The 26,989-nt window shown below is 39.5% G+C and carries 15 protein-coding genes; 1 reads left to right on the top strand and 14 read right to left on the bottom strand.

Annotated features, from left to right (window positions below; genetic code table 11):
* Window positions 1-44: 44 nt before the first annotated feature.
* The 5 genes from ABDV71_RS12060 to ABDV71_RS12040 form a co-directional block, all read right to left on the bottom strand.
* Window positions 45-1,745 carry a sodium/solute symporter gene (locus tag ABDV71_RS12060; protein WP_343532871.1) on the bottom strand — a complete coding sequence of 567 codons (1,701 nt, stop codon included), beginning with the start codon at window positions 1,743-1,745 and terminating at the stop codon, window positions 45-47.
* An 11-nt stretch (window positions 1,746-1,756) separates the two neighbouring features.
* Complete coding sequence (gene araA, locus ABDV71_RS12055; protein WP_343532869.1) at window positions 1,757-3,259, bottom strand: L-arabinose isomerase; 1,503 nt, start codon at window positions 3,257-3,259, stop codon at window positions 1,757-1,759.
* A gap of 39 nt (window positions 3,260-3,298) precedes the next feature.
* The gene (locus ABDV71_RS12050; protein ID WP_343532867.1) at window positions 3,299-3,997 is read right to left on the bottom strand and encodes an L-ribulose-5-phosphate 4-epimerase; all 699 of its coding nucleotides are present in this window, start codon (window positions 3,995-3,997) and stop codon (window positions 3,299-3,301) included.
* Window positions 3,997-5,670 (bottom strand): ribulokinase, encoded by a 1,674-nt coding sequence (locus tag ABDV71_RS12045; RefSeq protein WP_343532865.1) that lies wholly within the window; start codon window positions 5,668-5,670, stop codon window positions 3,997-3,999. The genes ABDV71_RS12050 and ABDV71_RS12045 overlap by 1 nt, the downstream gene beginning before the upstream one ends.
* A gap of 241 nt (window positions 5,671-5,911) precedes the next feature.
* Window positions 5,912-6,628 carry an NUDIX domain-containing protein gene (locus ABDV71_RS12040; RefSeq protein ID WP_343532863.1) on the bottom strand — a complete coding sequence of 239 codons (717 nt, stop codon included), beginning with the start codon at window positions 6,626-6,628 and terminating at the stop codon, window positions 5,912-5,914.
* Window positions 6,629-6,768: 140 nt separating this feature from the next.
* On the opposite strand from ABDV71_RS12040, the gene ABDV71_RS12035 reads away from it, so the two are divergent.
* The gene (locus ABDV71_RS12035; protein ID WP_343532861.1) at window positions 6,769-7,935 is read left to right on the top strand and encodes an aldose epimerase family protein; all 1,167 of its coding nucleotides are present in this window, start codon (window positions 6,769-6,771) and stop codon (window positions 7,933-7,935) included.
* Between the two features lie 215 nt (window positions 7,936-8,150).
* On the opposite strand, the gene ABDV71_RS12030 is transcribed toward ABDV71_RS12035, so the two are convergent.
* From ABDV71_RS12030 to ABDV71_RS11990, 9 genes are all read right to left on the bottom strand, one after another.
* Window positions 8,151-11,051, bottom strand: a complete 2,901-nt coding sequence (locus ABDV71_RS12030; protein WP_343532859.1) for a glycosyl hydrolase 115 family protein — start codon at window positions 11,049-11,051, stop codon at window positions 8,151-8,153.
* A gap of 115 nt (window positions 11,052-11,166) precedes the next feature.
* Complete coding sequence (locus ABDV71_RS12025; protein WP_343532857.1) at window positions 11,167-12,195, bottom strand: DUF5627 domain-containing protein; 1,029 nt, start codon at window positions 12,193-12,195, stop codon at window positions 11,167-11,169.
* Window positions 12,196-12,225: 30 nt separating this feature from the next.
* Window positions 12,226-13,998: a RagB/SusD family nutrient uptake outer membrane protein gene (locus ABDV71_RS12020; RefSeq protein ID WP_343532855.1), complete on the bottom strand. Its 1,773-nt coding sequence runs from the start codon at window positions 13,996-13,998 to the stop codon at window positions 12,226-12,228.
* 21 nt (window positions 13,999-14,019) lie between these two features.
* The gene (locus ABDV71_RS12015; protein ID WP_343532852.1) at window positions 14,020-16,902 is read right to left on the bottom strand and encodes a SusC/RagA family TonB-linked outer membrane protein; all 2,883 of its coding nucleotides are present in this window, start codon (window positions 16,900-16,902) and stop codon (window positions 14,020-14,022) included.
* 15 nt (window positions 16,903-16,917) lie between these two features.
* Window positions 16,918-18,810: a RagB/SusD family nutrient uptake outer membrane protein gene (locus tag ABDV71_RS12010; protein ID WP_343532850.1), complete on the bottom strand. Its 1,893-nt coding sequence runs from the start codon at window positions 18,808-18,810 to the stop codon at window positions 16,918-16,920.
* 11 nt (window positions 18,811-18,821) lie between these two features.
* The gene (locus ABDV71_RS12005) at window positions 18,822-22,007 is read right to left on the bottom strand and encodes a SusC/RagA family TonB-linked outer membrane protein (protein ID WP_343532848.1); all 3,186 of its coding nucleotides are present in this window, start codon (window positions 22,005-22,007) and stop codon (window positions 18,822-18,824) included.
* Between the two features lie 530 nt (window positions 22,008-22,537).
* Window positions 22,538-24,325 (bottom strand): glycoside hydrolase family 43 protein, encoded by a 1,788-nt coding sequence (locus ABDV71_RS12000; protein WP_343532846.1) that lies wholly within the window; start codon window positions 24,323-24,325, stop codon window positions 22,538-22,540.
* 193 nt (window positions 24,326-24,518) lie between these two features.
* On the bottom strand, window positions 24,519-26,084 hold the full coding sequence (locus ABDV71_RS11995) for a glycoside hydrolase 43 family protein (protein ID WP_343532845.1): 1,566 nt from the start codon (window positions 26,082-26,084) through the stop codon (window positions 24,519-24,521).
* Between the two features lie 22 nt (window positions 26,085-26,106).
* The gene (locus ABDV71_RS11990; RefSeq protein WP_343532843.1) at window positions 26,107-26,982 is read right to left on the bottom strand and encodes an alpha/beta hydrolase-fold protein; all 876 of its coding nucleotides are present in this window, start codon (window positions 26,980-26,982) and stop codon (window positions 26,107-26,109) included.
* Window positions 26,983-26,989 lie beyond the last annotated feature (7 nt).

The following is a 26,989-nucleotide window of genomic DNA, read 5'->3' as shown; positions in this document are numbered from 1 at the left end:
AAGGTGCAGCTGCTTTTGATAATAATAAAGTTAAAACAACAAGCTTACCAGAACTTGACGTATAACATAGTTAACAGAACAAGTGTAATTACGATTAAACTTAAGGTAACGTTATCCACTTTAAACATTGCTTTTTCTAATACAAAAGCTTTTGGATTTACTTTTGGACCAAATAAGCTAATACCGACCATCACCAACATCGTAAATCCGAAGGCTATACCCATACAAATAAGAAAAGGAATTTCATAACCTCCTTTACCGTTTGGATAAGCTGTATATAATAAGGTTTCGTTACCAAACCAAGCCGGAGCATAGTTGTTAAATACCACCGACAGGATAAAGCCTGTTAATAACCCCGCTATTGCAGCAGTTCCGGTTGTCCTTTTCCAAAACATACCAAGTATGAACATGGCGAATACACCAGGACTAATAAAGCCCGTATATTTCTGGATAAAGGTAAAACCACCTTCACCGCCTATGCCCAATAGATCGTCCCAAGTAAGTAAGATAGAAAATACTATTGCTGCCAAAATAACCATCTTGCCTGTATTTACTAATTTCTTTTCACTTGCGTTTTTGTCGAGGTATTTCTTGTAAATATCAAGTGTAAAAATGGTAGAAATACTATTTGCCTTTCCAGCTAACGAAGCAACAATTGCGGCCGTTAGCGCTGCTAGCGACAAGCCTTTTAAGCCTGTAGGCAAGAAACCCAACACTGCCGAATAAGCGTTATCCGCATTGAAATGACCACCAGGTGCCATTTCGGCTTGCAATGCGCCGTTTTTGTGGAGCACATAAGCAGCAATACCTGGCAACATTACAATAATTGGCATTCCTAATTTTAAGATACCTGCAAATAAAATACCTTTACGAGCGGTTTTTAAATCGGCACCTAACGCCCTTTGGGTAATGTATTGGTTACAGCCCCAATAGTTCAGGTTCACAATCCATTGACCAGCAAAATACATCGCAATACCTGGCAACATCAGGTATTTGTTGATATCCTCTTGCGAAGAGTTGGGGCCAGGTTTATCCAGTATCATTTTAAAATGCTCAGGCGCATCTTTCATCATCACCTTAAATCCTTCTAAGGCTTGTTTACCTAACCCAAAGTGTTCACTTACCATAGTTAAGGCAATGTATGTAGTAGCAAGCCCTCCAATAATCAAAACCAAAACTTGTATTACATCGGTAAAACCAATTACTTTCATGCCACCAAGGGTTATCACCAAGGCAAAAATGGCAAGGGCAATCATAATAAGGTGGAAATTACCGCCGCCAGCCAAGTTGCTAATGGCTAAAGCGCCTAAGTAAAGAATTGAAGTAAGGTTTACAAATATGTACAAAAACAACCAAAAGATAGCCATAATTAAGCTCACCGTTTCGTTGTAACGGGTTTGAAGAAATTGTGGCATCGTAAATATCTTGTTCTTAAGATAAACCGGTATAAACCATACCGCTACGATGATCAGTGCAATGGCAGCTACCCACTCATAGGCTGCTACCGCCACCCCTACCACAAATCCATTTCCGCTCATGCCAATAAATTGCTCGGCAGAAATGTTAGAGGCGATAAGCGAGGCGCCTATGGCCCACCAGGTTAACGAACCTTCGGCCAAGAAAAAATCGTGACTACCTGAGGCTTCTTTATTTTTTTTCCGATTGTAAATCCAGTAACCGTAACCCGATACTAAGACAAAATAGATAACAAATACTACAATGTCGATTGTTGAAAAATTTCCCATTTCTATTCGATTTATTTAGATTGTAGTTGATAAAAAGCTTCGTTCCAATGCAATTGGTTTCTAAAATGATCTAGCTTGGTATCGGATCCAATGTTAACACATTCAATTCCGGCGATATTGGCAAAATCTGTCAAATGTTCTTTAGTAAGACATTGACTGTAGACAGTATGGTGCGCACCGCCTGCGTAAATCCATGCGGCACAACCGGTTTTCATATCGGGCAGTGGTTTCCATAATACCCTCGCTACGGGTAGTTTTGGCAAATCATGCGGTGCTGCAACAGCTTCTACTTCGTTAACGATTAACCTAAAACGATTACCCATATCAACCAAAGAGGCATTTAATGCGTTACCGCCGTCAACGTTGAAAACCAAGCGTGCCGGGTCGGCTTTTCCACCGATACCTAATGGGTGTACTTCTAATTTTGGTTTGGCATTAGCTAACGCTGCATCAACTTCCAGCATGTGAGAACCTAGCACCATGGCATTAGCTGGGTCGAAATGGTAGGTATAATCTTCCATAAATGCACTGGTACCATTTAAGCCAAGCCCCATTACTTTGCTCGCCCTTACCAAGGCTGCAGTTTTCCAATCGCCTTCACCGGCAAAACCGTAACCATCTGCCATTAAACGTTGCACCGCAATACCTGGTAATTGTATCAAGCCATGTAGGTCTTCAAATGTATCTGAAAAACCTTTGAAATTGCCATCTTCTAAAAACTTACGTAAGCCTAGTTCTATTTTTGCGGCTTCCAATACCGACTGGTGTTTTTCGCCACCTGGCTTTAAACTAGCTTCCATTTCATAAGTTCGCTCATAAACTTGCGCCAACTCTGCTACGGCTGCATCAGAAATATTGTTGATAACGGCAACCAAATCGCCAACGGCATAGGTATTTACCGAAAATCCAAATTGTGTTTCAGCTTCTACTTTATCGCCATCGGTAACAGCCACAAAACGCATATTATCTCCAAATCTGGCAAATTTAGCGCCTTGCCAATCGTGCCAACCAGCAGCTGCACGGGCCCAAACATCAATTTCTCCTAACACTTCTTCATCTTGCCAGTGGCCAACCACTACCTTGCGGTTTTTTCTCATGCGGGTAACCATAAAGCCAAACTCGCGGTCGCCGTGTGCGCTTTGGTTTAAGTTCATGAAATCCATGTCAATAGTATCCCAAGGTAAATCACGGTTAAACTGGGTATGGAGGTGCAACAATGGTTTCTGAAGCACATTCAAGCCCCTTATCCACATTTTTGCGGGCGAAAAAGTATGCATCCAAGTGATGATACCAATACAATTTTTAGCTGCATTGGCTTGCTGAAGTGTTTCAAATATCTCTTCTGAAGATTTCACAATAGGCTTAAAAACTACAGAAACGGAAATTTTAGACGAGTTGTTAATGCCATCGGCCACCAACTGAGCATGCTTGCTAACTTGTTTTAAAGTTTCTTCGCCATATAAATTTTGACTGCCGGTAACAAACCACAGTTCAAGTTCTTTTAGATTAGTCATTAGTTTATATTGGTTAATAAATTGCTGAATTTTTCAATTCTATTGGCCATAGTATGAATTTGGCCCATGTTTACGTTCGTAATGTTTTTGAATAAGTGCTGGTTTTAACAGCGGCGCGTTGGGATTAATTTGCCTAGTTAGATAAGCCATTTGAGCTATAGTTTCTAGCACGGCACTGTTGTAAACGGCCTTTTCTGCATTTTTGCCCCAGGTAAAAGGCGCATGGTTGCCCACTAAAACCATCTCCAGCTCGTTGTAATCTAACGAAAGCGAATTAAAATGATTAATAATCTGAAAACCAGTTTCATACTCGTAATCCCCTTTAATCATTTCATCGCTCATTGGGGGCGCACACGGCACATCTACCGTAAGATGATCGGCGTGGGTAGTGCCAAAAATTGGGACTGGTAGTAGCGACTGTGCCCAAGCAGTAGCGTAAGTAGAATGTGTATGCACAATACCGCCAATATTAGTCCAATTTTTATAGAGTACGGCGTGCGTTTCGGTATCAGAAGATGGCCTTAAATTGCCCTCGACTATATTGCCTTCAAAATCTACAATTACCATTGCATCAGGGTTAAGTTTAGCGTATGGCACACCACTAGGCTTAATGGCAAAAACTCCCTGACTTCTATCTACCGCACTTACGTTTCCAAATGTAAAAAGAACCAAGCCAAGTGCTGGAAGCTGCATATTCGCTTCGTATGCTTCTTCTTTGATATGTTGATACTTGCTCATTATGATATTAGATTTTCTGTGAAATTTCCCAACGCTTTGTACTTGGTGTAGTGTTTGCGATAGAATTCTTGTTTGTTGGTGTTTGGTGTATATATTTTTTCGAAACCGGCACCAATAGCCTTCACAGCTTCTTCGACATTTGTATATAAGCCAGCTGCCACCGCGGCGAAGATAGCAGCGCCCAAAGCACAAGTTTGCTCTGATTTTTGAATTTTTATAGGCATCTCTAAAACATCGGCCATCATTTGCATGATATACGAAGATTTTTTTGCCACTCCGCCTATTCCTATAATGCCTTTCACCGGCACGCCCTCTTCCTCAAATCTTTCTACAATGCGTTTTGCGCCAAAACAAGTGGCCTCGGCTAGTGCCCTAAATATTCTAGGCGCATCAGAACCTAAGCTTAACCCCATTAAACTGCCCTTTAATTCTTGATTTGCATCTGGCGTACGACGACCATTTAACCAATCTGTAGCAACCTCAACACCTTCTTCTTCGCTTAATTGACTGGCTTGCAAACTTAATTCGGCAATTATTTTGTGCTCTATTTCTTGCCTTAACTGCTCTGCTGTCTCGGAATTTAGCAAGCTAGAATGTTGCAGTTGCTGCAGAGGCCACGCCAATAAATTCTTAAACCAAGCATAAACATCACCGAATGCCGATTGTCCGGCTTCGAGCCCCAACATGCCTGGTACCACTGATCCATTAACCTGACCACAAATGCCATTTATTGTTCTATTACCGATGTCTTTGGTAGGTGCTATTAAAATATCGCAAGTGCTTGTGCCCATAATTTTACACAAATAGTAAGGCTCTATTTGTCCTCCTACGGCACCCATGTGGGCATCAAAGGCACCTACACCAATTACCACGTCATTAGGTAAACCTAAACGCTCTGCCCATTCGGCACTAATTGTTCCCGCAGCTTCTGCAGCGGTGTGGGTATCTTTAAATAATCTAGCTGTAAATCCATCTAGTAAAGGATCTAATTCGGCAAAGAAATTATTTGGCGGTAGGCCGTCAAATTCTTCGGCCCATAAAGCCTTATGACCGGCTGCGCAACGGCTTCTTTTAATTTTTGAGGCATCATTTCCGCCAGTCAATAAGAATGGAATCCAATCGCAATGTTCAACCCACGAATAACATGCTTCCCTAACCGCCTTATCTTCGCGTAAAATGTGTAACAACTTGGCCCAAAACCATTCTGAAGAATAAATGCCGCCTACATTTTTCAAATAGTTTATTGTATAATTTTTGGCATGGGCATTAATTTCTGCCGCTTCTTTAACAGCCGTGTGATCTTTCCATAAAACAAACATAGCGTTCGGATTAGTTTCAAAACCAGGCGTTAGGGCTAAAGGTGTTCCTGTTTGATCTACAGCTATTGGAGTTGATCCGGTAGTATCAATGGAAATTCCCTTGACATTTTGGGCGACATTTTTATCGCCTACCTTTGCTAAACATTCCTTGATGGTAATTTCTAATCCTTCAATATAATCTAAAGGATGTTGCCTAAACTTATTGGCAGATGGTACACAGAACAGCCCCTGCTTCCACCTATTATAGTAATGCACCGCCGCAGAGATTTCCCTCCCACTAACTGCATCTATAACAATTGATCGTACAGAATCAGACCCATAGTCTATACCGATAACATATTTGGTTGTATTCATATTTTTTTAAACGTCAAAAAAACGTTTATCTTTATTCTTAAAAAAAGACTTACTCGAAATCGTTGAAAGCAGTTGTTTATGCTTTGATTTTCGAAAATAACCTAATTAGGAATGGAGTGCAATACAACAGGGTTTAGGATGACATTATTACCCTATTTATGTTCATTAGTATCAGCCTAACCCTGCTGGCTAAACAAAATGGACCTACAACATGAAGTTTGTATATCACTCGATAGTGAAATTAGAGAATAAAACTTTCGGGGTTAGGGATAAAATTGATGAAGGATTGAAACTTCGCTTTATATTTATGTTTATCTAGCTCGTAGTAAAAAGCGCCGCGTCTAGAACTAGATTTATCTTTTTCTGTCAATTTGATCAGCAAGCCAGTGGAATTTACTTTTCTGATAAAATTTCTATTATCTATTTTGGCATTATAAACCTGTTCATACAAGTTTTGGAGCTGTGGTATGGTGAATTTTCTTGGCAGCAACTCAAATAAAATAGGATGGAAAGCTGCTTTATATCTGATTCTATGCTTAGCTTCCTCCACCATTTCATCATGGTCGAAAATTAGTTTAGGAGCTTCGTTCAATAAAAACCATTGGGCCTGAAAAGTGTCGCTGATTTGTTGGCGATATTTGTTGATATCAATCAAGGCAAAATAAGCTATAGATATAGTTCGCTCCATAGGATCGCGTCTAGGCTCCCCAAACGATTTCAATTGCTCCAGATATACATTCTTTAAACCGGTATATGCCAACAAGATTCTTTCGGCAGCGCCGTATAGGTTTTCATCGTCATTAATAAAACCACCTATCAAGCTCCATTGATCTTTCTGAGGCGCTATAGCTCTTTTAACGAGCAGAATTTTTAAATTATCACCATCATAACCAAATATGATACAATCTACCGCTACTAAAACATGTTTTTGGTCTTGATACGTACTCTTTAAACCCATACTTTGTTCTTTATTCTTTTGCTTAACACACAACCTCCAAGTTAACCTTTTAAAATGGATAGCTAAATTTTATTTTAAAACGTTAAAACGACGTTTATTTTTTATTATCTTAGCCTTAAGATAACCAAATTTTAAACCTCATGAAATTAAATTTCAACCTCCTTCTGGTACTACCTTTCTTTTTAGCTTGCACAGCTAACCAAAATGATGAAAAGAAATTATCTTCGGCCAAGGTTAGCGAGCAGAAGATACTAATTGATACGACTGCCTATAATTTGACGATAAATGGCAAAAAGACCAAAATTTTTGAGCTAACCAATCAAAATGGCGTTAAGTTACTGATTACCAATTATGGTGCAAGAGTTGTATCTATCATTGTACCTGACAAGAACGACCGTCCTACCGATGTTTCTTTGGGTTATGACAGTGTAAAAACCTATCAGAAGAAAGACGAACCTTATTTTGGTGCTATTATTGGCCGATTTGGCAATAGAATTAACGAAGGTAAATTTACCTTAGACGGAAAAAACTACCAGCTGCAACTTAATGATGGGAAAAACACGCTTCACGGAGGGAAAGATGGATTTTTTGGAAAAGTTTGGGACGCCAAATTAGTTAATAGGAATACCTTGCAACTCAGCTACTTTTCTAAAGATGGTGAAGCGGGTTACCCTGGCAATGTTAACACTACGGTAGTATACACTTTAACCGATGATAACAGTATAAAAATAGATTACACGGCAACCACCGACAAAACAACCGTGCTAAACCTAACCAATCACACTTACTTTAACTTAAATGGTGAAGGAGATCATTCTATTCTTGACCACGAACTCAGCATTGCCGCCAATAAGTACACCCCAGTAAATGAAACTTTAATCCCTACTGGCAAAATAGAATCGGTAAAAGGAACCCCTTTTGATTTTACAACGGCAAAAGCAATTGGAAAAGACATCGAAGCAGATAATGAGCAATTAAAATACGGAAAAGGCTATGACCATAACTTTGTGCTAGATAAAAATGATGGCAAAACACCAATTGCAACCGTTAAAAGCATTAAAACTGGCATTAAAATGGAAATTTTCACTACCGAACCAGGATTACAATTTTATAGTGGAAACTTTTTAACCGGAACCACAAAAGATGGCAAGGGAGGCAAATCTTATTCATTTAGGTCTGCTTTTTGTTTAGAAACCCAACATTTTCCAGATTCGCCAAACCAACCTGCCTTCCCTACAACCGTGCTGAAACCCGGACAAACATATACAACCAGCACCACCTACAAATTCTTGGTAGATAAAAATTAAAAAATACTTTACCACTTGAGCTCGACGACTAACGCTGCTTAAACAGTTTCTTGAAGCTAGTCCAGAAATCAATTCTGGACTAGCTTTTAACTTTGTTTTAGTTCGCACGCACACCGATAACACCTACACTAATAATCAAAAAACCAAAAGAACTAGTTAAATAAAGGTTTCGAACAGTCCTAATTTCAGTCCTTAACATTTTAAAGATTGTACAGCTATTGCAAAGGTTTATTGGTTTGAGGCCCTAAATAACTTTGAGGTAGTTTATCCATGTAAACAACAATTTTCTCCAATACCACTGCTGGATCAACCATCCAGATTTTAACGGTGTGCTTTCCCGTAGTTTTAAAAAGATGTTTTGAGGTAATTGTTCTAGCATTATCCATTACAGCATTTGACCAGCTTGCATCGGCTCCACTTGCGCTTGGTATGGCAATAATGGTTAAAATTTGCGGCTGTTGGTCGTCAATGGAAATCGCCAATTTTAATCCTTCAGCTTTAAAGTTCAAGGTAGGGCCAACCACAACATCTATTTTTACTTCTCCGGTTTCGGTAAAAAACACCGGATATTCTAAAGTGGGACCTGCTGCAGCCTTTACCGAATTAGTTTGCATCGGAAATATCGTCATACCAGCTTTTTCTCGACCATAGCCAGGAATAGCCTCCCATTTAACGCCATTTACAGCAATATTCCTTGCGGGTTCATCGGCCTCAATAGCTATTGGTGCACCAAGGCTTGCAAAACTACCTTTTGCTTCTACCAGCTGACTCAAAGTAGCTTTTTGTGCCATTACATTTACCGTTACTTGCGTGGAGTCATCAGAAATCACCACTTTACCTTGATGGCTGCCCGACGTTAATAAATCCCAATCAATAGTTACCCATAACCTTGTGTCATTTGTGCCTAAGACTGTTTCATGTTTTAGCTTGATCCATTTATCGGCCTTAGCCAAAAATTTGATCTGACCATCACCTTTGGCAAAAACATCTATATAGGACTGTTGGGCATTGATGGACTCGAAACGAGGAAGTATAGCTTCGACGTCAGCCAAAGGCCAACTGTTTGTTGATCCATCTATCGCTACGCCAAATTGCGAGGTAGCTTTCACTTCCAACACTTCCATTTTTGGCAAAATATTCTTGCGGGGGTCGTTCCAAGAAGTGTAACCTATTCTGGTTTGGTCCATCATGTGATTCCATTTTCCGCCAGATATTTCATGGTTATAGGTATCGCTAAGTTTTTGATCTGTATTAAAAAGGTTAATAGCAAGCTGGCGCTGATAATTTGCCGCAGCCCTACCTTGTTTATAATAAAGTCTGTTTTTTGCTACAGCAATGTACATTTCGGTCACGGTTTTCATTGCCTTAATTGGATAAAGCACCAATTGATAATAGGCATCTTTATAAGCTTTAGGCAACCTTTCGTTTACTTTTTCTGCTCTATTCTCCAAAGCATTCCATTCGGCCGATACCCTTTCTGCTTCGTTGTAATTTACGATACTGAATGTATTTGGTGTTAACAATTCTGGCTTGCGGCGGGTGGTGTACTTACTGTATAAAGTGGTTAGTGCTGCAATTTCCTTAGCTTCTGACAACCCAAATTCACGTTGTGCCCAATTCACTACAAAATCGGCTATTTTTTCTTTTCCCAACGCTTTGGGATCCCAGGCTAAACGCAAAAAGAATTCGATAGGCAGCTCCATAGGCTTTAAGTCGCCAACATTAACAATCCAAATACGATCTACACCATATTGGTAGGCCAAAGTCATTTGTTCCCAAACTTTAGGCAGTGATGTTGTATTTAACCATTTATAACTTCGTGGTGCGCCCACATAATCAAAATGGTAGTACATACCGGAGCCTCCACTCCTTTTGCGCTCTTCGGCAGTAGGCAAATGCCTAATATTTCCCCAGTTATCATCGGCCCATAGCAATGTTACATCATCAGGCACTTTCATCCCAAAATCATAATAATCTTTCACTTCCTTATATAAGGCCCAAAGTTGAGGAATCTCATTTGCAGGGCGCCCCATACTTTCGGAAAGTATTTTACGCTGGTCTGCCACGATATTTTCCAGCAGTTTTACGTTTGATGCCATATCTCCACCTTCTACCATTGGTTCATCACCATCGCCACGCATACCTATAGTTACCAAGCTTTCGTAGTCCTTATTTCTTTTAACCCCATCTTCCCAAAATGTGGTTAAACCTTTTGGGTTTGTTGCATAGTTCCAAGCACCTTTGCCATGTTTTTTCCATTCCTGTTGCGAACGGATCATTGGCTCATGGTGTGAGGTTCCCATTACAATTCCGTATTCATCTGCCAAGCGTGGATTTTCTGGATCGTCTTCATTAAATGCGTTGCCCCACATTGCAGGCCAAAGGTAATTTGCACGTAGCCTAAGCAATAGTTCAAACATATGTGCATACATCTTACTGTTTAATCCACCAAATTTCTCGTTTGCCCAGCCTGTCATTGCAGGTGCTTCATCGTTAATGAAAATTCCGCGATAGCGTACCGCTGGCTCACCGGAATTATAGGTACCCGCAGTTGCATAGGCCGATTTTTTTGTTTTAGGGGGCACATCTGCCCACCAGTACCAAGGCGATACTCCCAATTGTTCAGATAGCTCATAAGCACCATAAATCGTCCCTCTTTTATCACTCCCTGCAATTACCAATGCTTTATCTACTCCCGGGAATGGACGGTTGACTGTACTGATAGTGAAGCTTTCCCATTTTTGGTAAATAGACGCCGTATTTATTCTACCTTTAGCTGCAAGCTCATCTATAAATTTACTTTTACCTAGTGTACCAATTAAAATTACCGTTTTATGGTTTTTAATCACATTGGTTAGCTGTGGTGATACCCCGCTTACACGTTTGAAATCTTGCTGCAAATCATTAATGGCTCTTACAACCCCTTTGTAATCTTGGGCATCATATAATATAGGTGCTGCCAATGCGTTTTGCACCAACACAAAATCAGATTTACCTTGTCTTTGGGTTGTAACAAATGGTTTTTTTAATCCTAGACTGTTTTGAGCTGCAGCGTATTGCGTAAACGAAAAGATAAATGCTATAAATAAATAAGATGTTAATAGACTAGCTCGCATAATGTGTAAAGGCAATATAAATTGATTAGAAGGAAACTCTTTAAAAGAGAAAATAAATATATAGCAATAGTCTGGAAACAAAAGTATCCAGACTATTACAAGTTTAGATTTCGGCTTATTTTATTACGTCGAAATACTGAGGCGCAATATTTCTATCTCTGACAATTAAGGTATCAGTGGTAGTGTATTTGATATTTAGCGTTTTAAAATCTACGGTGTAATTTAAATAGATCGCACTACGATCGGTTCCGCCGATGCTGTTCTTTTCGCCATTAGATACAAATTTACCGCTGCCAATAATTTCTACATTTGCAGTATTGCTACTAAGTGTACAGTTTGTAGCATCTGTAAAATTAAAAACCACGTTATAGGCTACATTATTACCTGCATTATTTTTGATGGTTAAAGGCAAGTAACTATTGGTAAGCGAAGTAGCTGTAATACTAACCACTTGGTTGTTTTCTACATATTGTGCGTGTCTAGTCACTTTACTTGCTACGCCATTATTTACAATATCATCAACTCCTTTTCTTAAATAATTGGCGTGCCACGGATTAACATACTTGATAGCGTAAAGCACATAGTCTTTTGGTCTTACAGACCAATTTGAAGGAACCACACGAGACGGATTTGCTACCGATGGAGTTCCCGCTAGGATACCATTGGCCCCGACCACTTTAGTCATTACCAGAGGAATGACATAATTTCTGCTAATTGCTTTTGGATCCGCAAAAAAATCGTCGGTCAACTGTACATCAACCCCACCTAAGATACTTCCCTTAGGGATTTTGATTTGATTAGACAATAAGCGATAATATTGGCTAGGCATGGGTAAAACCTGCGCAGAATTGTCGCTATATTTTAATCCATTGAGCAATGTTTCATCAACGGTAACATCTATCAAAATATCTTCGTTATTATCGTAAACGCCGCCAACAGTAGCCTTAATCGATACCTTACGTTGGTTGTCTAAAGTATTGTCTACAAAGGGGCTTTCGCCCAAAACAACTGTTCTAAGTGGGTATTGGTTGGCGAAATAAACCGTTTTAACACCGTAATCGGGAAAGACAGCATCACCATTTTTACAAGATCCAAAAAGGCTTGCAAACAGTGCCGAAACTATATATATATTTCTAATTTTCATGTTGTTCAAATTTGGTTATTACCATCTACATTATTTCCAGCCTTGATTTTGTAGTAATTGGCTGTATTTCAAAACTTCAGAATTTGGAATAGGCCCATAAATCATATAATTCTGAAAGCTTCGGGTTTCAACATTAAAAGGAGTAGTTAAACTCACGCTAACATTAAGTCCTTTTGCAGTTTCATTTAATTTTGCCAAATCTACTTTCCAGCGTCTTAAATCCCAAAATCTAAAGCTCTCGAAACTTAATTCGAGCCTTCTTTCATTTCTAATTAACTCACGCATTTTTGCTACATCGGCTTTGCACTCTTCCAAATATGGATCGGTGTTTAAGCCTAATGCCCTTTTTCTGATGGCTTTAATTACATCGTATGCCGAATAAGTGCGGGTACCTGTACCTGTTGGCCCCCAAGCCTCATTTGCGGCCTCTGCGTAAGCTAAGTACATTTCCGTGTAGCGAATACGAGGGTTAATGTGATTTTTACCTGTAATAGATACAGGGTTCCTATTAACATCCATTCTTAATCTTTTTCTCATGTAATAGCCAGTTCGAGAAGAGGTACTACGTACGCCAATTCCGTCATCGGTACCAGAGGCACTTCCAGTTTTAATTACGGTATTGCTCACACCAGCTGTGGCCCCGTCGTAAATAATGTATTTGCCCAACCTCGGGTCGCGGTTTGCGAATGGCGAACTTGCATTATAGTTTGCACTTGCGTGGCCAATAGGGTAGCCATTAGCCATTGGAAAAGCGTCTACCAAATTTTGGGTAGGGTTCATCAGACCACTTCCAAATAGCGATGGTGGAAAATGTTGCGACTCCTGACCACTATCGCCCGTAGCCAAGTTATCTCTCCAGATGGTTTCCGGAGTATTTGCTCCGTTTCCAAGACCGTCAATCTCGCTTGTATTCGCATAATATGTTACCCCTGTAGACGGCAAAGCTCCCACTCCTCCTTTATAATCAATTACCCTGCCTGCATATTCAGCGGCGTTGGCCCATGCGGCTGTATTCGACACATTTGTAAAAGCCGGACTAGCTGCCAACAATGCCGTTCTGGCTCTAAAAGCTTTTGCAATTAATCCGTTGAACAGTAAACGAGGGTATACGCCCATTACCCTGTTATAGGTTTCGTAGTTTTGGGTATATTTCTTAAAACGTTCAGGAATTTGGGTAGCGTTGCTGATGTCATTATATTCTACAGGCAAGTATTCTTCGGCACTGTCTAAATCTTTATAGATTTGCTTTACACAATCGTCAAAACTAGCTCTAGGCAAGTTAAAATTCGACTTAGCATCTTGATAAGTCGTTACAATTGGCACGCCCAAGAGTTGGCCATTACTACCTACCCCGCCATGATTGCGCAAAAGAAAGTAAAGAAAAAGTCCTCTTAATCCAAATGCTTCGCCTCTCATTCTCACGTTAAATAGTTTAGCAGCCTCTGGATCCATAGCCCATTTAACCTTATCAGAATTTTGAAGGAAAAGGTTAAGATACTGCATAGCTTCGTAAGACTGGTTCCATACAGAAACTGGATTGTTGTTAACTGTCCAAGAACCTTGCGCCATTTGGAGAAAACCATGCGTTAACTGATTGGTTACCGCATCATCCGTTGCAATTTCAGTATTGTCGTAGTAAGAAGGAATGTAACGGTATGCACTGTTCAAAAATCCTTGAGCAAAGTTTACATCAGTGTACATTTGATCGATAGTCCTCAGGTTGTCTGGCTGAGGCTCTAGCACCTTTTTGCAGGCCGAAAGCAAGATTACCGCAAAGGCCATTAATAATATTTTATGTTTCATATTGTTACAATTAATAGGTGATTAAAAAGATGCTTTAGCTCCTAAATTGAAGAAACGGGTTTGGGGTGCAGCATTAATATTCGTTTCCATCAGCTTGCGCTCGCCAGATATCACCAATAAATTATCGCCTTGAACGTATACATTAAGTCCTGCAACAAAAGAATTTTTAAACAATTCTTTTCCAAAATCATAACTTAATTGTACTCTATTTAAATCAAAGCGACTGGTTTTATACATCCAATAAGTAGAATTTTGGAAGTTGTTGCTGCTATTAGTGGTCAAACGTGGCATGGTTGCAGTGCTGGCTGTGGCTTCCGTCCAACGTCCCCAAGCTAAGTCAGAGTATCTAGTATTGCTTCTTAACCAATAGTAAGAGCTATTTTTAAAACCTATTGCGCCTGCACTACCCGAGCCCAATGCGAACAAAGTAAATTTCTTATACTTTAAAGTTAGGTTTACGCCATAATTAAAAGGCGAGGCAGACCATCCTGCTTTTCCTAGATCTTGCGCATCTCTGTAATCGATTATTCCATCGTTGTTGATGTCTTTGTATTTGATATCACCTGGCTTTACCGTTCCGAAAGTTTGTCGGGCATGGGCATCAATTTCCGCTTGGTTTTGGAACAAGCCTTCTGCGATATAAGCATAATTGGCATCTAACGCGCGACCTTGGCGGGCCAAATACGGTGCAGTTGTATCAATTGTTTCGTCGCGGCGCAAAGCTTTGCTATCATAGTACATGCCTGCAACACCCAATGAGTAAGAAACCTCGCCCAACTTATTGTTTAAATTAACAGAGAAATCAAACCCGGTACGTTTATCCTTATTAAAATTAATCCAAGGGCGAAAATCGCCAGAACCTTGAAAATAACTTGGGTAAATGGTAACTCCACGCGATAGTAAACCATCAGTTACTTGCGAAAAGTAGTTCATGTCGAAAGAAATCAGATTCTTAAGTATCGACCCGTCCAAACTTACCCTAAATTCGTTTCTTTTAACAAATGTTAAATCGTAGTTAGAAGCCTGTCCAGAGAGTGAAGTTGGACCACCAGCACTACCATCACGCCAGTTTAACCAACCACTTAGCGTACCAGTATTACTGTAGAAGCCTTGGTAAAGGTAGTAGCCTGCTCTGGTACCGCCGGTAAGGTCCATATCTTGCACAATAGAGGAATAAGAACCAGAAAGTTTAAGATCGTCTACAAAAGAAACATTGTTTTTAAAGAACGACTCGTTACTGATGCGCCAGCCAACGGTAACAGCCGGCGACAATGAATTTCTATGCCCAGGCGCAAGTTTAACAGAATGCACTAATCCGGCAGTAAAATCTAAATAGTATTTGCTACGGAAATTATAGGCGGCCTGAAAACCTAGGTTAGTATTCAAAGTTGGTTGATACACGCTACCACCATCATTGTCAATATCGCTAGAGAATTGGCTCTTGTACCACCAGCCCAATAGGTTGGCCGATACGTTGTGGTCATTAGCGAACGTACGGTTGTAGGCAAATTGTGCCATTGCCGATGTGGTTTGCGTATAGGTTGATCTGCCTACAAATTCTGTGGTAGAGTTTTTGTCTTCATTGAACTTGGTTAAGCCTACGATCATATCATTACCAGCCGACCATTTTGGTTGGTAGGTAGCATAGCCAAGCGAGTAGCCTTCAGAATACACAGAGGTGTAATCCATACTGGCTCCAGTTTTAAATACTAGACCTTCCAATATCGAACCCAAATCTGCCTTTAGATTAAGGTTATAAAGAAACGTACTGTTTTTTGTGCGGATATAACCTGCAGCTAACATATCAGAAAAAGCATTTGTAGGATTGGTACTTACACCGCCCAAAAGATATTTACCGTCTATGATGTGATTACTATTTTTTACAACAGTTTGTAAGGACGCATTGTTAGGATCTAACTTATCAATTGGAATTAGCGGAGAATACTTGTTGAGATAAAAATCTACCGTTGAGGCACTGCCCCAAAAATTTCCTCTACCAACATAATTTTTATTGGCAATAGCTACGGCATCGGCAGAAGCGGTAAGCCATTTGGCAATGTTCATATCTACATTACCTCTTACACTAAAATTAAAATCGTTGTTGTTTTTTTGCTCGCCATACTTTACCAAACTATTATTGTAAGACAAGCCTACGTTGGTATAGTAACGTGCAAAATTATTGCCACCAGAAATTTCCGTAGTAATATCAGAACGATAGGCCACTTTTCTGACAAAATCAGAACTGTAGAAATCAATATCTGGGTAAAGAAACGGATTAATGCCTGTACGTGTACTGTCTATTCTCCCCTGCGTATATTTACCAGTTGTAATACCATCGTTGGTCAATGCTTCGTTGTAGAGTGTCATGTAATCGGCACCTGGCAGGTAATTTGGATAACCCTTTGGCACGAATATACCAGAGTTGGCCCTCACATCAATTTTCATATCGTCACCACCGTTACCTCGTTTGGTAGTAATTAAGATTACTCCCCTAGCTGCCTGGCTACCGTAAAGCGCTACTGCACTGGCAGCCTTCAATACCGAAATAGATTCTACTTCCGTCATTCTAACGTCCGAAGCACGTCTTGGCACTCCGTTTACCAAGATTAATGGCGATTGTCCCCAGATGTTACCGGTAAAACCGCCTACAAAGCTTTGTAAGTTATCTAAACTGTAGGTACCGTAACTTTTATTCATGAGCTCTGCTACGTTTACTGTTGATACGCCGCCCAAAACATCCTTCTTTTCGATGGTTTGAAACGCCACATTAACCAAGCTATCTTTATCTTTCTTGGGTACAATTTTTATGGGCTTACTTTCTTGTTGCTGCGCAAGGGCTCCAGTTATGCTAACCACACCAAAGAGCAAGCTTAAGCAAAAGGTATGTATATATTTTATGTTCATTTCTTTTAGATTAAATTACCAGCCTGGGTTTTGTTTAAACTCGCTATAGATACTTACATCCTTCAAAAGGAATGGAAACCAATAATGGCGTTGCCCTAACTGTCTTTCGAATAAAACTGTCTCACGGAAATTTTTAACCTTGGCATTTTTAGGGTCCGCATATATCTGAGCGTTAGGAGTGTCCCTATCAAACTCAATGGCTTTCCTTAAAGTATAAGGGCGCTCGGTGAGTAATAACCATCGCCTTAGGTCGTTAAAGCGATGCCCTTCAAAAGATAACTCTACGGCACGCTCGCGTCTTACTTCACCTAAAAAGCTGGCAGTAGAACCTAAGAACTTAGCGGCAACGCCGTTCACGCCTGCACGTGCACGCACTTTGTTTACGGCATCAACTGCAGATAGTGTATAACCAGCACCTACGCTCTGTGGCGAACCATAACCTGTTGCAGTAGCTTCTGCATATAGCAGGTAAACATCTGCTAAACGCATTAAACTTAGTACCAGGGTATTATTATCTCTATATCCATCCTTATCGTTAACCAGTTTTGATACCAGTTTGGAATTCATGTAACCAGTCCAAACTTTAGAGTTGCCATCTACAGTTCTATAAGTACCACCAGTATACAAACTTGCATATTGTCTTAATAAATCATTACCAACAGAGGAAGCATTTAGCACACATTTTTCGCCGTCTATCACGTAATCGTTGTAAAATCTAGGATCTCTGTTTCTCCATGGATATTCTGGGTTGTAACCACTTTCGCTATCGGGTTTCTCCGGATCAGGAATTGGCAAACCGTTAGCCATGCCGTAATAATCTGCATAATTGGCCGTAGGGTACATTTTAATTCCTGATGGGTGGATAGTTTGTGGACGATAATCGTTCACTTGGTTCCAGCGCCATCTATTTGTAGCACCAGATAAGTTTTCTAAAAGTATCGCCTCTTTACCGCCAGGTAACTGGCCGCCTTTATTGTAGGTATAAATTAACTCGCGATAATCAGCAAATGGCACTAGCTGATATCTACCTGTTGATTCGATAAGTTGTAATGCCTGAGCGAACACATCAGACGCTTTTTTACAGAAATCTGTATTGTAGCCGCTGTTACCTGTAGACTCGAGATTCATTAAAGGGCTACCGGCATAAAGGTAATTTTTGCCCAAAAAACACATGGCCATAATTTTATTGATACGCTGGTTGTTAAGACCAGAAGTAGCAGCTCCAGAAGGGATTTTGTCCCAATCAACAGGCAGTAAATCTACAGCCTTTTGCATATCCTCAGCCACCTTGTTCGCACAAGCTTGGTAGCTTAAACGTTTCAGTTTTAACACTTCATCTACGGGTAATGCTTGGTCTATGTAAGGCAAACCACCCCAATATTGCATGAGCATAAAGTGGTAAAATCCTCTAAAAAAATATAACTGACCGGCAATAAGATTTTTTTCTTCTTGCGTTGCCTCTACCAATTTGTCTAAGTTTGCCAAACCTACGTTTGCTTTTCTGATCGCATACCAGGACAATCCCCACAATCTTCCTTTTGTCGTATGGTTGGTACCATCTACAGGGTCTCCTCCATCGCCCAAAAAGCCATATTCAGTGCTATTCCAGGCCATGTAGTTACCTTGGTCTACTTGGTAAAGCAAACCTCTGGTATAGTTGTTTCCCGCTTCCCAATGTTCTTCTTCGCCCAGATTAAAAGAGTTATGAAAATTGTTTGAGCTATAAAGTGGAATACAGTTATACATTTCTTCTACAAATCCTTGAAAATTTCTAAAGTTCTTGTACGGATCTGTTTCACGGATATCTGCTAACTGCGTACGTTCCAAGTATTTTTTACATGAACTTAGTGTAACCACACCCATCACTATGATGAACGGGAACAAGATGTTCTTAATTAGATTTCTCATCTTTAAATAATTTATAAGGTGATATCAAGACCAAAATTGTAGCGCTTAATGGTTGGATAAGCTCCTCCAGCGGCAACTCCGCTAAAGTTAGACTCACGGTCATCACGTAGTTTTGACCACAGCACCAAGTTGTTTCCGTTTATATACAACCTAAGGTTCTTAATTCCCATTCTGTTAATGAAATTACCCGATAGGCTATAAGCAATCTCGGCATTTTTTAGACGTATGTAAGAGGCATCATATAGGTATCTGGTACCGTTAAGGCCAGTGGTATTTCCAACCCCAAACCTTGGCGGCGAAACCTCTCCTCCTCCATCTTGCAGGTACCAGAAAGGCCTTTCTACAAATACGATATTACTTTGCCCTTGGTAGTTAGGGAATTCGATATCCCTGGTTACGTTGTTAACACCATAGAACTGCACAAATATGCTTAAACGCTTCCACTCGAAACCTAAGTTTAAATTGTAGGTGTTTTCAGGATTTGAAGTAAAACCATAAGGGGCGCTGTCTCTATCGTCAATTACACCATCGCCATTAAAATCGATAATATTATAATCGCCAGGAAGCTTTAACTGGTTGTTGCTCAACCTAGTGGTACTTCCGTAAATATCATCCCAACTTGCAAGAAATCCTTTGTTTATAAAAGATCTGTATTGCCCAATGGCATAGCCTTCTTGCTTTTGGTAAGCAGGCATAAACTCCGGATCGTCTCTAAAATTGGTGTGGCTAACAGCACGTGTTATGGCTGTACTTGCCCAAACACGAATGTTTTTATTAAACGAATGGTTAAATTTGAGTTCAAACTCAACTCCTTTAGTCGAGGCTTTTCCAAGATTGGCACTTGGCGCTAAGCTACCAAAACCATAAAAGGTTGGTATGGCACGAGAGTTACCAGAAATCATGATGTTGTCACGTTTATCTTGAAAAAAGTCAACATTTCCCGATATTTTCCCTTTAAGGAAACTGTATTCTATACCTAGGTTACGTTTTTCAACTGTTTCCCAAGATAAGTTAGGGTTACCCATTGAAGATATTCTATAGAAAGTATAGGGTGTGTTTGTTAGTGCGCTTCCCGTGCTACCCATTTGGGTATTTCCGTTATAAGTGTAGGAATCTAAAAATGGCCATCTTGCTGTATTAATATTATCATCGCCAATTCTACCCCAAGATGCACGAACCTTCAGCAAATCTAAAAACTTGATATTTTTCATGAACGACTCGTTAGTAATTACCCAGCCGGCAGAAAAAGAAGGGAAAAGGGCAAAACGGAAATCGGGGCCAAATTTTTCTGAGCCGTTGTAAGCACCGTTAGCTTCAAACAAGTATTTTGATTTATAGGCATAAGTTGTACGGAATACCCAGCTTTCGCGAAATCTTGGAAAACCACTGCCAGTAACATTCCTTTGTCTTTCTACCAAACCTAAAGCCGTTACGTAATGATCTTGTCCAAAGGTACGATCGTAATTAACATGAAATTGGTAGTTGTTATTGCGATACGTTAAATCTTTGTTTACTTCGCCCGCTACCAAAGCCCATTTCACTTGGTCTGAAAAATCGAACTGTGTTCCTGGGTCTTTTTCACGCTCGTACACTACATTTCCTGTTAAAGGCGACACATATTTACGTTGAGCAGGATTATTTTGATCATTGATACCACGTCTTCTTTCTAGAAATGAATTATCTAAAGAAATGCTCGCTCGCAAACTAAGCCCTTTGGTTATCATATCTAATTTTTGTTGCAAAACAAAGTCTGTAGTAAGTTGTGTACTGGTTCTATACTCAACACCCGAATAAGCCAACCAAAAAGCAGCATTCGGCTGATCCTGAATAGATTGCGAATAGTACCCATAGGTTCCATCAGAATAAATCATCCTAAATGAATCTGGTGCCGTGCGATAAGCAGAGGCCCAATAAGACTGATCCCCATCGGGCATATCATAAGGGACCTGTCTTACACCATTAGAACCATATAACTTAGCAGATAACTTTGTGGTTTTGGTTAAGTTAAAATCTAAGTTGCTTCTTACGTTAGTTCTATTATATCCAAAATGTGCGGTATAACCTCTATTATTTGGAAAAGATTTGAATAAATCGCCTTCTTTTGCAAAATCCAATCCAACGAAATAATTCACAAATTTAGAACCGCCAGATACGTTAGCCGAGGTGTTATACGACATGGCGTAATCATTGAAAAGTTCTTTTTCCCAATCTACGTTCGGATAGCGGTCCCACTCGGTTGCATTTAACGGATTGCGATACTTATCAATTACCTGCATTGGTGTATAAGAAGACCATCCAGCTTGGTTAACAATAGACTCTCGTTCAATAATTCTGTTCTTGATCATCAACGCGTCATAAGAGTCGTATTTTGCTGGTAATTTTGACGGTACTTTCATAGTTGCGTTAGATCTAGCGAAAACCTGCGCCCTACCTTCTACACCTGTTTTGGTAGTTACCAAGATTACGCCATTTGCTCCCCTAACACCATACACTGCCGTTGCAGAAGCATCTTTTAGTACCGACACACTTTCTACCGAAGATATATCGATAGAACTTATTGAACGTTCAATACCATCTACTAAAATTAGAGGCGAACTGTTATTGTTCCAAGTGCTGCGCCCTCTAATTAAGATTTGAGGGTCTTCTGCTCCAGGCATACCTGTTGTAGATGTAGTTACTACGCCTGGCAGGTTTCCGGTTAGGGCCATACCTAAATTGGTAACACCCCCAGCACGTTCAAGAGCCTTGCCAGTAGTTTGCGTAACTGCGCCAACCACAGTAGACTTTTTTTGTTGTCCATAACCAACCACTACTACCTGGTCTAGTAATTTATCATCTTCTTTTAAAGAAACTACGATATTATCCCTATCCCCTACAGCTACTTCCTTAGAAACCATACCAACAAAAGCAAACACCAGTGTGGCGTTAGTTGTTGGCACCTCTATGGTAAATTGGCCGTCTGCATTAGACATTGCGTTTGTTTTTGTGCCTTTTAGGGTAATGGTAACCCCATACATGCCTTCTGCGGTCTTTTCATCTATCACCTTTCCTCTAACCAGCCTCTTTTGCTGTGCAAAAGCAGTATTAAAGATAAATAGTAAGCTAGCAATCGATAAAAATATCTTCAGCATCCATCCTTTCTTAAATGAATGAACAAGATATTCGTTAGCACATAGTTGTGTGTAATTTTTCATCATATTTGATCATTTAAGATAAAGACTTGATTAAATCTTAATTTCATAGCAAGCGAAAGCTGCGTAAAATAGCGGTTGTATTCCTTAATCATACGTTATTTATATTTGAAATTTGGTTTATTTTAGTTGATTTTTTTTGCTTAAAGACATACACAATCTATGCAAGAAAGAGATGTCTTCTCGAGAGTCAAATTGGCGGTTTCATAATATGGTTTATATTGGTATTTTTTTGGTTAGTGTTTTGCTGCCTAAAATGAAGCAAACATTTTAGGCAGGTATCATTATATGTTTTAAGTGATGAGCGTTAGTTTAGATGTTATGGTTCGTTCTTAAAATTATTGCTACAATAAGCTATAAAAGTGACTTGGTTCTAATATTTGGCCGTACTAAAGTAGGTACACGACGTTAATTCAATTAGCACAAATGTTTAAATGTATACATCAGATGTTTTACTGACCAAACGGCTGTCAAACAACACCATAGCACACTTAAAACAGCTTTTTTGGCACACCAACTAGCTTTTAACTTAAGGTTTAAAGCTTGATTTCGCTAGCAGATGTTGCATACAAGCCTATAAGCGCACCGGTAAAACCACCTGCTACATTTGTAGACAAAATATCGCCGGAAACTTTGCCACCCAACGCAGTCAATTTTCCATTCGCCACGGCATAGCTAAATGTATAATCATCGCCTTGACCCGCCACTTGCAATTTAATAGGCTTACTAACATCAATTTTCACTTTGTCTATAATGGTTGATTTGTTGTTCTCTGTGCGCTGCAATAAAAGGTAGTAGGCATTGTCTTTTTGGGTCACGCCAAAAACATAATTGAAACTTTCCTTTTGCAAGCAAACTATGCCCGCTAAATCTTTGTTCGATTTAGGCTTGTAGCTCATCGTTACAGTAGCAGAAAAATTGTTATGCTGCTGCCTTTGAAACAGTGCAGATATAGGCTTTACTTCTTTTACATCTACAGGAAACGGCTTTACAATTAAACCCTTTGATGTAGTTGTTGCAAAATCTTCTCTTGGGCCACGCAATCCAATCCATCTATAATCTAATTTTTTAGACAAAAATGTATCGCTGAAAGTAAAGTTGCCATTTGGGAAAAAACCATTTTTCCCTGTATTGTTTACTACCCCTTTAGGCATGTCTAGTTTAGTTTTTAATGGTTCTAAACCGCCTTCAAAAACAGGGAATTCACCATTCCAGTTTACCGGTAGTATATAGGTTTCTCGGCCAATGTTTACACGATTTTTCTCATTTGGGCGAATACCTAAAAATACGCCATAATAGCCACCTTTTGGACCCTCTACCAAATCTGCGTGGCCAGCCCAATCTATTTTATCTACTCTGTTTGAAGGCAAATGACGTTGACTTAAAATTGGATTTTTATCTGCTGGACGATAAGGGCCTTTTACATTATCGCTAACAAAGACGACTTCGCTATGCCAGCCACCGGTACCACCTTCTGCACACATCAAGTAATACTTATTATTCTTTTTGTAGATATGTGGCGCTTCAATCCAAATTGGCTTTTTGCTAAGATCTACGCCACCATTTACAATAATTTTATCTGTACCTGCAATGACTTGGTCTTTCTGTAAATCATACTCCCAAATTTTGATAGCCCTATGCCCGCTGTAAAGTTCCTTTTCTGGTTCATCATTGTGCACTACATATGCTTTGCCATCATCATCAAAAAACAAAGAAGGATCTATACCGTTAAATTTCAGTTTATAAGGATCGCTCCAGCCTTTTAAAGGGTCTTTTGTTTTAACTACGATATTACCCATGCCGCCGGCAAACTGGGTAGTAATCATATAAAAGGTATCATTATTTTTATTGTATTTAATGGCGGGCGCATAAATTCCTGCACTCATACCCGCATCTTGTACTTTTAATTGCGAAGGTCTATCTAAAACGTGGCCCAGTTGTTTCCAGTTAACCAAATCTTTTGAGTGAAAAATTGGCACACCGGGATAAAAAGCAAACGAAGAAACCACTAAATAATAATCGCTGCCTTTGCGGGTAATGCTAGGATCTGGGTAACAGCCCTGCAAAATTGGGGTATAAAACTCACCTGCTTTTAAAGGGTATTTATTATAGATATCGTCATTTCCTTTATATACGTAATTACTAAACAAAGGTGCTGGCGAAGGATCGGCTTCTCTTAGTAGAGCTTTATCTTTTCTCCATACGGCACTCGAAAAGAAAAATGCCGAACAGGCAAGTAATGCAGCCGATAAAGTTTTTTTGGGGAATGAGTTGAACTTCACATTTTTAGAGCCTATTAAAGACTTCTCGGTTAATTTGGGCATAGTATGTTATATTTGGTTATAGTGATTTAACTTCAATCAAAAAGACTTAAAATTGTCTTTCTGCATTAGCTAATTTCATTTCCGAAAATAGTTATAAGCTATTTTCAACTATTGAACATTTTGTCAAAATACTAGCATAAATGTATAATTGACGTTAATTAATATGTAAACAGTGATTTTATTCGCCTTTTTCTCATTTTTCCGAAACATGCAGGTAGTCTACATCTACATATCCGCCTATTTGTTGAGTTGCGTAATTAAATAATGCGAATCTATATCCCATAAAATGAGGTATTGTATAGGTCATTTTTAAGGATTTACCAATGCTATTCCAATTCTTACCGTCTAAGCTGTAATAGAACTGGGCGGTATCTTTTCTATTTTCGAAATTGCAAACTACCTTAAAATATATTCTGTCCTGCTTCAGGGCTATTGGAGCAGTTTCATTAATTGAGCCTGTAGCAGCATCAACGAAAATGATCGCTTTACTACCATTGTGTACACGAACGCCAATTTGCCCAAAGTTTTTCTGCAATAAGCCTAAACCTGCGAAATCGCCATCTTTCATCTTAGAAAGATCCATAGCTGTATTTGCCGAAGAAAAGGGGCCGAAAGTACGTTGCGTTAATGTGTTTCTGGCGGTTAAAAAACTGGTGTCTATCCGGCCAGTGGCAAGTCTTAAATATCCTTTTCTTTTACGTACCGACCACAAGCTGTTATCGGGGTTATGGTTCCATTGCCAAGCTAATGGCAAATCTGGATCATTGGGTTTACGATTGAAATCATCTGATGCAACAATAGCAGAAGCTATCATGCCTTTATGAATAGGGAGGTCCAATGTTTGCGGGATTTTCCCATCAATACCTAAAACTGGCCATTCGTTTTTCCAAGTAACCGGTACCAAATACGGAATACGGCCTACAGCACCAAAATCTCGAAATAGGTAGGCAAACCAATTTCCTTCGGGTGTATTGACTAAACCGCCTTGGGCAACACCTAAATCTTGCAATGCCACTTTACCTTCGTAAGGTCCAAATAAATTTTCTGCCCGATGCACAATTACGGTACGCATACTGCCCATAGGCCAAGAAATATTAAAAAGGTAATATTTGTTATTTATCTTAAATAGCTGCGAACCCTCCGCTGGCAATCCACCGTTTTTTCCCGATGGAGTACTTGCATTTTCAATAATCACTTGCTCTGGAAAACTTGTGTCGATACCTGATAAATCACTCTTTAGTTGAACTAGTTTGATTTTACCACTTCCGTAAATCATATACGCTTTATCATTTTCGAAATACAAGGAATGATCGTGTAAACTTGGCCTAAAAGACTTCATTTGCCAATTACCTTTTTCGATATCCTTGGTTTGAAAAATATAGGTTTTGCCTGTGGTTTGTGAAAAGGTACTTACGTAAAATATGCCGTTATGGTACCTCAAGCTGCTTGCCCATGTGCCATTGCCATAAGCATTTTTCCCATTGGCCAAATCCATTTTATCGCCACCATCTAAACTATTATATGCATAGTTCAACATGGTCCAATTTACCAGATCTTTTGATTTCATGATGGGCAAACCTGGACTCATGTGCATTGTTGTACTACTCATGTAATAGGTATCTCCAACTCGGATAACGGAAGCATCTGGCACGTCGGCAAAAATAACTGGGTTAACTACATTAGATTGTTGGGCATTTGCTTGGTAACAATTTAGCAGAAATAGGAACAGCAAACAGAAATATCGTATTTGAAACAGCATGATATAAAAATTGAAGATAAAATTATTTGCTATAGAACAAGGCTTTATTTACTGGCTTGAACAATAATTGGGAGAAATTGTACAATCCATTTTTCCATACTTTGAAATCATGGCCGCCGGGCTCTATAAAGTAGATATGTGGTACATTTACCTTGACAAGGTATTCATGTGTACGAGCGCTGTTGTTTATTAAATTATCTTTATCTCCACAAGAAATAAAAAGAACTTTTAACATTTTCTTTGCTTTATCTGGATCAGGAATAAGTTCTTCAGGCTGCTTGGTATTTGGTGCAGCAGAAAAAGCGCCCACCCAAGCAAATTGATCAAGATTACCTAAACCGAAATTTAACGATTGCCCGCCGCCCATAGACAGACCAGCAATAGCACGATGTTCTCGGTCTTTATAAACTTTGTATTTACTTTCGATAAAAGGAATTAGATCGTTGAGCAAATCTTTTTCAAAAGTAGAAAAGGCTTGGATTTTTTCCTTATCCATTACGTTGCCAATAGGACGATCGTCTTTCATTGCTCTTCCGTTTGGCAAAACAACAATCATAGGCTCTACCTTGCCTTGTGCGTATAAATTATCTAGAATAAACTGTGGTCTGCCACCATACAGCCACTCTTTCGGATCGCCCCCTATACCATGTAGTAAATACAACACCGGATAGGTTTGTTTTTCGTTGTAACCCGGCGGCGTATAAATTAGGGCCTTTCTACTATTGCCCACAGTTTTAGAGTTGTAGGTTATTGTATCTATTTTACCATGAGCAATATTGTTTTGAAAAACATCAAAACCTTGTGGCCCTTCGTGAATAGTTTGTTGAGAATAAGCAGGGAATGCCAATACAGAAAGTACGGCAACTTTAAAGCATAATTTTTTAATTGATTTACTCATTTTATCT

It is taken from the genome of Pedobacter sp., assembly GCF_039594775.1.
GTDB lineage: Bacteria > Bacteroidota > Bacteroidia > Sphingobacteriales > Sphingobacteriaceae > Pedobacter.
The sequence above is the reverse complement of the archived record's forward strand: the minus strand, read 5'-3'. Positions and strand labels throughout refer to the sequence as shown.